6 protein-coding genes and 2 pseudogenes are annotated in these 6,904 nt (G+C 64.5%); 7 read left to right on the top strand and 1 reads right to left on the bottom strand.

The window, feature by feature from the left end; translation table 11 throughout:
* From CKO36_RS19425 to CKO36_RS18275, 7 genes and pseudogenes are all read left to right on the top strand, one after another.
* On the top strand, positions 1-260 hold a 260-nt coding region (locus CKO36_RS19425), incomplete at its 5' end, for a hypothetical protein (RefSeq protein WP_207161522.1).
* A gap of 538 nt (positions 261-798) precedes the next feature.
* Positions 799-1,770 carry an Rpn family recombination-promoting nuclease/putative transposase gene (locus CKO36_RS18290; RefSeq protein ID WP_200286347.1) on the top strand — a complete coding sequence of 324 codons (972 nt, stop codon included), beginning with the start codon at positions 799-801 and terminating at the stop codon, positions 1,768-1,770.
* 98 nt (positions 1,771-1,868) lie between these two features.
* The gene (locus tag CKO36_RS18285) at positions 1,869-2,864 is read left to right on the top strand and encodes an Rpn family recombination-promoting nuclease/putative transposase (RefSeq protein WP_200286346.1); all 996 of its coding nucleotides are present in this window, start codon (positions 1,869-1,871) and stop codon (positions 2,862-2,864) included.
* A 74-nt stretch (positions 2,865-2,938) separates the two neighbouring features.
* The gene (locus CKO36_RS18280) at positions 2,939-5,209 is read left to right on the top strand and encodes a TIGR02680 family protein (protein WP_242469730.1); all 2,271 of its coding nucleotides are present in this window, start codon (positions 2,939-2,941) and stop codon (positions 5,207-5,209) included.
* 95 nt (positions 5,210-5,304) lie between these two features.
* A complete protein-coding gene (locus CKO36_RS19970) occupies positions 5,305-5,814 on the top strand; it encodes a hypothetical protein (protein ID WP_242469729.1) in 510 nt (169 codons plus the stop codon).
* Positions 5,815-5,880: 66 nt separating this feature from the next.
* Positions 5,881-6,279 (top strand): annotated as a pseudogene (locus CKO36_RS19965) (SbcC/MukB-like Walker B domain-containing protein); the annotation flags it as partial.
* Complete coding sequence (locus CKO36_RS18275; protein WP_242469728.1) at positions 6,254-6,811, top strand: TIGR02679 domain-containing protein; 558 nt, start codon at positions 6,254-6,256, stop codon at positions 6,809-6,811. The pseudogene CKO36_RS19965 and the gene CKO36_RS18275, both read left to right, overlap by 26 nt.
* Here the strand turns inward: CKO36_RS18275 and CKO36_RS19960 are convergent.
* Positions 6,773-6,904 (bottom strand): annotated as a pseudogene (locus CKO36_RS19960) (IS481 family transposase); the annotation flags it as partial. The gene CKO36_RS18275 and the pseudogene CKO36_RS19960 sit on opposite strands and share 39 nt — an antisense overlap.

Here is a 6,904-nt window from a genome sequence, read left to right as displayed (position 1 = left end):
GGCTCACTTCGATGGTGATCTCTTCGCCCGAACGCCGAACAACCGTGGCCATGATCGCTCCTCGCCTCATCATTTACAGAGGCTTAGAGCATACTCCTCGAAATAACATCTTGTCGAGGCCGCACCCGTCGCTGAGTGGTCAGCAGAGCGATGCACCACACAACCGGTTGTCGGGGCATCACCTCAAGAAATCACGCACCTTGATGTTCTCTGAGCGCACGCTTACCGGCAATCAGCGGCCGCTATATTCAGCGTCATGAATGGCGGGGATTCGCTCGATTCTTCCATTACTGTCTCTCTGCCCGAATGACCGCTCATGGGGCGGACCGGCCACCTTTAGCGTATTTATTAGCGTATTTAAAGGTGCTTTTAAATTGCTATGACGAATCGAATTCTAGCCGAGACGACTGCGAGCATCTCGGAGCTGAAACGCAACCCGATGGGTACCGTGGCTACCTCTGTGCCGGCCTCCCGGTCGCGGTCCTCAATCGTAACGAACCGGCCTTCTATTGCGTGCCGGCAGCAGCTTACGAGGCGCTCATGGAGCGCTTGGATGAGCCTCACATCCCAGCCTCAAGGCTCGCTGGGCGGCAAGGCCGTTATAAGATCAAACTGAGGACGGCTGGGTGTTTCTTCCCTGGTCCACGATTCCTTCCGCGCGGTCTGATTGACGCGGGTTTTCGGGTTTCAACAACCGTTGCCGAGCGTCTTTTAGGATCCTTGCGTCGCGCGATCGCTGCCATCGCGGTGTGATTCCGGTATGGTGCCGTTACTCTGACAAAAGCCTGCGCATTCCTGATGGCCGACCACGATCCTTCCTACAAGCTCCTGTTTTCACACCGTGATCTGGTGGCAGACCTGATCCGTGGCTTCGTGCAGGAGGACTGGGTCGAGCAGCTGGACTTCTCCACGCTACAGCGGATCAGCGAGATCGGCATCAGCCACGACCTGCGCGAGCGCGAGGACGACATGATCTGGCGGCTGCGCTGGGGCGAGCGCTGGGTCTACGTCTATCTGCTGCTGGAGTTCCAGTCGACGGTTGATCGCTTCATGGCGGTGCGGCTCTTGACCTATGTCGGACTGCTCTATCAGGATCTGGCTGCGGCCGGGGAGATTCCGGCAGGGAGTCCGCTGCCGCCGGTGCTGCCCATCGTCCTCTACAATGGCGAGAAGTCCTGGTGGGCCAAGACCAGTCTCGACGAGCTGATCGAGCCGGACTTGCCCGATCAACTACGCCGCTGGCAGCCGCAGATCCGCTATCTGCTGCTGGACGAGCAGCGGCTTGCAGACACCCCGATGGCGGGGCAACGCAATATCGCCGCCGCCCTGTTCCGGCTCGAGAACAGTCGCCGACCGGAGGATATCGAGCGGGTGCTGGCGAGTCTGATCGAGTGGCTGGCCGCCCCCGAGCAAGACAGCCTGCGCCGCGCCTTCGTGGTCTGGCTCAAGCGCGTGCTATTACCGGCTCGGGTCCCAGGTGCCGAGCTACCGAATGTCAACGATCTTCAGGAGATGCGTGCCATGTTGGCCGAACGCGTAAAGACCTGGACCGAGGAGTGGAAACAACAAGGGCTTGAGGAAGGGCTGAAGCAGGGCGTCTACTGCGGCGAGGCTAGGCTGCTGCGTCGGTTGTTGATCCGACGCTTTGGTATCCTGCCTGCCTGGGCTGAGGTGTGCCTCGAGCAAGCCAGCGAGGCCGAGCTAGAGATTTGGGCCGATCGCGTCTTGGATCGCGACACGTTGGAAGAGGTGCTCAAGGAGCCGGTGTGAGGATCGGACCAGGCTCAAGTCCGCGCCGCGCGATCGCTGTCATCTCGATGTGATTCCGGTATGGTTTCGTCACGCCGACGACAGCCTACTCATCCTCGATGGCCGACCACGATCCTTCCTACAAGCTCCTGTTCTCGCACCGCGACCTGGTGACGGACCTGATCCGTGGCTTCGTGCAGGAGAACTGGGTCGAGCAGTTGGACTTCACCACACTACAGCGGGTCAGCGAGATCGGGGTCAGCCAAGACCTGCGCGAGCGCGAGGACGACATGATCTGGCGGCTGCGCTGGGGCGAGCGCTGGGTCTACGTCTATCTGCTGCTGGAGTTCCAGTCGACGGTCGATCGCTTCATGGCGGTGCGGCTCTTGACCTATGTCGGATTGCTCTATCAGGATCTGGCTGCGGCCGGGGAGATTCCGGCAGGGAGTCCGCTGCCGCCGGTGCTGCCCATCATCCTCTACAATGGCGAGAAGTCCTGGTGGGCCAAGACCAGTCTCGATGAACTGATCGAGCTGGACCTGCCCGATCAATTGCGGCGCTGGCAGCCGCAGATCCGCTATCTGCTGCTGGACGAGCAGCGCCTCGCGGACACCCCGATGGCGGGACAACGCAATATCGCCGCCGCCCTGTTCCGCCTCGAGAACAGTCGCCACCCGGAGGATATCGAGCGGGTACTGGCGAGTCTGATCGAGTGGCTGGCCGCCCCCGAGCAAGACAGCCTGCGCCGTGCCTTCGTGGTCTGGCTCAAGCGCGTGCTATTACCGGCTCGGGTCCCAGGTGCCGAGCTACCGAATGTCAACGATCTTCAGGAGATGCGTGCCATGTTGGCCGAACGCGTAAAGACCTGGACTGAGGAGTGGAAGCAACAAGGGCTTGAGGAAGGGCTGAAGCAGGGGCTTGAGCAGGGACTCGAGCAGGGCGTCTATTGCGGCGAGGCTAGACTGCTGCGTCGGTTGTTGATCAAGCGCTTTGGTGTCCTGCCCGCCTGGGCCGAGGCGCGCCTCGAACAAGCCGGGGAGGCCGAGCTAGAGGTTTGGGCCGATCGCGTCTTGGACCGCGACACGTTGGAAGAAGTGCTCGAGGAGCCAGTGTGAAGATCGGCCCAGGCCCAAGTCCGCGTAGGGCGTAAATCCCTTCCTGCCTTTGCGGTTCAACAGCCCCCCAATCGATGACCGAAATCCACGACGTCCCCTTACCCCTGCGCCTGGGACTGGTGGACCTCTTCTACTACGACGACGAGGAGATCTGGCTTCGGGACGGCAACCTGCTGCTGCGCGGCAACAACGGGACCGGCAAGTCCAAGATCCTGGCTATGACGCTGCCCTTCCTGCTGGACGGGCAACTGATCCCCTCGCGTGTCGAGCCGGACGGCGATCCGGGCAAGCGCATGGAGTGGAACCTGCTGCTCGGCGGTCAATATCAGGAGCGTCTGGGCTATGTCTGGATGGAATTCGGGCGGGATCACGAGGGCACACCCGAGTTCTGCACCCTGGGCTGCGGCATGCGCGCCGTCGCCGGGCGCGGCGCGCCGGAGCGCTGGTTCTTCATCACCCCCCAGCGCGTGCGCCGCGACCTGAGGCTGGTGGACGGCAACGGCCGCGCGCTGTCCAGGGACCGGCTGCTCGAGGCGCTGGGCGATCGGGGCGAGCTCCACACCAGCTCCATGCAGTACCGCGCCCGGGTCGACGAGCGGCTCTTCCGGCTCAGCCCGCAGCGCTTCGAGGCCTTGCTTAATCTGCTGATCCAGCTGCGCCAGCCCCAGCTCTCCAAGCGTCCGGACGAGCGGGCCCTGACCGAGGCGCTGCCGCCCCTGGATCAGGCCGTGCTCAACGATGTGGCGGACGCCTTCCGCAACCTCGAGGAGGAGCGCAACACCCTGGACGGGCTCAACGAGGCCCGCGCCTCGGTGGGCGAGTTCCTCCAGCATTACCGGGGTTACTGTGCCGTGGCGGCCCGGCGCCGGGCGCAGGCCGTACGTCAGGCGCAGAACACCTGGGACAAGATTGGCGCGGATCTGCGCGAGACCGCTCAGGCTTTAACCGAGGCCGAAGCGGCTACAGCCTACGAGGATCGGCGCCAGGAATTCCTCGACCTCAAACTCCGGCAGAGACGCACCCAGTTGCAGACCCTGCGTGACAGCCCCGAGATGCGCGACGCCCATCGGCTCAAGGAGGCCCAGGCCCGCGTGGCAGAGTGCCGCAGGCTCTATCGAACCACCCAGGTCAAACTCGAACGCCTGATCAGCGACACCAATCGCGAGGAAGCCCGCTTGGCCGCAGAACGGCAGGCTTGCGCCCAAGAGCGCGAGGCACGCCGTCAAGACCTGCACGCCTGGCTTGAACCAGCGCGCGTGGCCGGCATCGCCAATGCCCATGACGGCGCGCTCGCTCCTTTGGATCTGCCCGATGGCGGTCCGGGTCTGCGGTCCAGCTCGGACCTGGCCATCGGCCAGGCCGCCGAAGTCGTCCGGTTTCAAATCCAGCGTCGCACGGAGGCCATCGCGCAAGTCCGTGGACTCATCCAGGCACTGGAAGCGGCCGAACAAGGGGAACGACGGGACCGGAAGCGCCGCGAGCAGGCCATTGAACAGATGGAACGTCTGGATCAGGATCGTGTCCAGGCCGCCGAGGTCGTCGACCAGCAAGGCACGGCGTTGGTTTCGGCCCTGCGTCATGCCCTGGACGCCAATCGTGAATTGCGACTGCAGGACCCGGAGGCCTTGCTCGCCGAGCTGGAGGACTGGTGCCAAACGCTGTCCGGTGACAACCCCGCGCAGCACGTCCTACGACAGAGCTACAACAGCGCCAGGGACCGCCTGCGCAGTGCGAAAGACGCGGCTGAACGCGAGCACCAAGAGGCCCAAGCCGCCGTCAGCGCACTCAAAGAGGAACAGGGTCGTATCGAGCAGGGCGAGCTTGCCGAGCCGCCGATCCCATACACCCGCGATCCGGAGGTACGTAAAGATCTGGAAGGTGCGCCCTTCTGGCAGCTCGTGGACTTCGCAGACAGCCTCTCCGCCGACCAACGGGCAGGGCTTGAGGCCGCTCTGGAGTCTAGCGGACTGTTGGACGCTTGGGTCATGCCCGATGGGACCTTGCGCGACGGCAAGACCTGGGATCGGATGCTCGTGCCGACCGTACCCGCAGCCCAAAATCTGCAGCGGGTCCTCAAGATCGCCATCGACCCCAAGGATGCCGCCGCAGCCCGGGTCGAGCCGGAGACGCTGGCCGGTATCCTGTCTGGTATTGGCTGGGGCGAGCAGGCGCATCACGCATGGATCGACGGCGCGGGTCGCTGGTGTATCGGTCCCGCCTCCGGTGCTTGGGGCAAGCCTGAGCGAGGACATGGATCGACTGGATGGCCAGCTGATAATCCTGGAACGCGAATGGCACGCCGTTCCAAGCGACCAGGCGGTGCGCGCAGCCCACCAAAGCCATGACGCCCTGCGCCAGCGCCTGGCCAAGAGCCGGGAAGATGTTGATCATCTGACCGGCCTCCTGGAACAAAGCCAGGCCGTCAGCGCGCGCTGCCGGGATGCGCTACAACCATTCGGCCCATATCGAGCAGGACGGCGAGCTGCTGCTGGTGCGAGTCATCTTCCAGTCCCGTCCCTGCGGACCGGACGCGCTGGCCGAAAACCTGGATGCTGAGGTCGCCGAGCGCAAGGCCCTGCTCGACGCCAAGGAGCGCGAGCTGCTTGAGGCCCATCTGATGAGCGATGTGGCCACCCATCTGCAGCAGCTCATCGGCGACGGCGAGCGCATGGTGGAGCGCATCAATCAGGAGCTGGAGCACCGTCCCACCAGCACCGGCATGAAGCTGCGTCTGGCCTGGGTGCCCCTGGACGAGGAATCCGGCGCGGCCCCGGCTGGTCTCGCCGAGGCCCGCAAGCGCCTGCTGCGCCAGACCGTCGCCGCCTGGTCCAACGATGATCGCAGCGCGGTGGGCGAGTTCTTGCAGCGGCGCATCGACGAGGTCCGCCAGTCCGACGACGGCGGCACCCTGATCCAGCATCTGGCCCATGCCCTGGACTACCGCCGCTAGCATCGCTTCACCGTCGAGCGCTGGCAGGGCGGGCGCTGGCGTCCCGCCTACGGACCCGCCTCCGGCGGCGAGCGCGCCCTGGTGGTCACCCTGCCGCTGTTTGCTGCCGCCTCCAGCCACTACGGCAGCGCCGCCCCCGAGGCGCCGCGCCTAGTCATGCTCGACGAGGCCTTTGCCGGTATCGACGACGACTCGCGTGCCAAGTGTCTCGGGCTCATGGCTCAGTTCGACCTGGACTTCATGCTCACCAGCGAGCGCGAATGGGGCTGCTATGCCGAGGTGCCGGGCCTGGCCATCGCCCAGCTGGTGCGCCACGAGGGCATCGACGCCGTCTATCTCTCGCGCTGGACCTGGGACGGGGCCCAACGCCGTCCCGACGAGCCGCCGCCGATGAGCGCACCGGTTGCCGGGGAGGCCACTCGCGTGCATCAAGACGACCATGATCCGCAGCCATCTTTATTCTGATCATTCCGGGGTCGATTTGCTGCGGCTCAGATCCTTGCTGGATCGCCCCGAACTCAAACGCATCCTGCAGGCGGTCCGGGTCGGACTGGAACGCGGCGGCGCGGAGCGCGTCTCTATCGCCAATCCGACCGAGCAGGAGCGCCGGGCGTTGGACGAGCTGCTCGGGCGCCGGCCCAGTACCGGCAAACGGCTCGGCCTACCCTTGCAGCACTTGGAAGACATCCTGCAACGCGCCAATCTGGCCCCGGATCTGCGCACGGCCATCGCAAGCCTTGGTGGACCGCTCCGCGATCTCGGCGCGGAACGTGAGGATCGACAGCGGGCTTGGCGGCAGGTCTTCGATCGCCAGGATGCGGAGGCAAAACGACTCCATGCGATCACCGGGCTCGATGCGGTTGCATGGCTTGCGGCATTGGAGCGCGAGGGCCTCTTGAAGCGGCTCGCCGGCCGGGACCCTGTGCGGGCCGAAACGCTCTTGCGCCAAGCCTTGAGCCTAGATGTCAAGTCCCGGAAGATTGTAAGGCCGCTTTGAAAACAATTCTGGCTCGCGTTCGTACCATTGTTTTAACGCCTGGATGGGGGCGACATGGCCCAACGCGCGTTGAGGGATCTGTTGGTTGTAGAG

The organism is Rhabdochromatium marinum, from assembly GCF_016583795.1.
GTDB classification, from domain to species: Bacteria; Pseudomonadota; Gammaproteobacteria; order Chromatiales; family Chromatiaceae; genus Rhabdochromatium; species Rhabdochromatium marinum.
This window is presented reverse-complemented; position numbering and strand designations above follow the sequence as displayed.

What these genes read in the sequence shown, in the direction of transcription:
- CKO36_RS18290 (WP_200286347.1), top strand. Translation starts at nt 799, where the DNA reads ATGGCCGACCACGATCCTTCCTACAAGCTCCTGTTTTCACACCGTGAT.
- CKO36_RS18285 (WP_200286346.1), top strand. Translation starts at nt 1,869, where the DNA reads ATGGCCGACCACGATCCTTCCTACAAGCTCCTGTTCTCGCACCGCGAC.
- CKO36_RS18280 (WP_242469730.1), top strand. Translation starts at nt 2,939, where the DNA reads ATGACCGAAATCCACGACGTCCCCTTACCCCTGCGCCTGGGACTGGTG.
- CKO36_RS19970 (WP_242469729.1), top strand. Translation starts at nt 5,305, where the DNA reads ATGCGCTACAACCATTCGGCCCATATCGAGCAGGACGGCGAGCTGCTG.
- CKO36_RS18275 (WP_242469728.1), top strand. Translation starts at nt 6,254, where the DNA reads ATGATCCGCAGCCATCTTTATTCTGATCATTCCGGGGTCGATTTGCTG.